Origin of the sequence: Mesorhizobium sp. M00.F.Ca.ET.216.01.1.1, from assembly GCF_004010325.2 — a bacterium.
Classification (GTDB): Bacteria; Pseudomonadota; Alphaproteobacteria; order Rhizobiales; family Rhizobiaceae; genus Mesorhizobium.
On record NZ_SADR02000595.1, the window covers coordinates 1 to 281 of the forward strand.

General features: G+C 62.3%; 1 protein-coding gene. It reads right to left on the bottom strand.

Annotated elements, in window-relative coordinates; translation table 11 throughout:
- Positions 1-45 precede the first annotated feature (45 nt).
- On the bottom strand, positions 46-281 hold a 236-nt coding region (locus EN859_RS38585), incomplete at its 5' end, for a hypothetical protein (RefSeq protein WP_189502610.1).

Below are 281 nucleotides of genomic sequence, written 5' to 3' on the forward strand. Positions count from 1 at the left end.
TTCGCGACGGCGCGTCCGCCTGACATTTATCGAGAAAATCGGCGCTTATCCGCCGTAGCGGCCGCCGCCATCCCCACCGTTCCCGTTTCCACCACCGGCTGCAAACTGTGACAGGCTGTTCAAAGCCAGCGCTTTGCAGGCCGTCGGCGCATTCGGATAACGATGCAGATAGTCCTCTAGCGCCTCGATGGTGCCGATCTTGAGGGCCTGCTCGCAGGCGAGCTCGGCTTCCTTGATCGGGGCAACTTCGATTTGCGCCTGCGCCGCGTTCGAGAACGCGA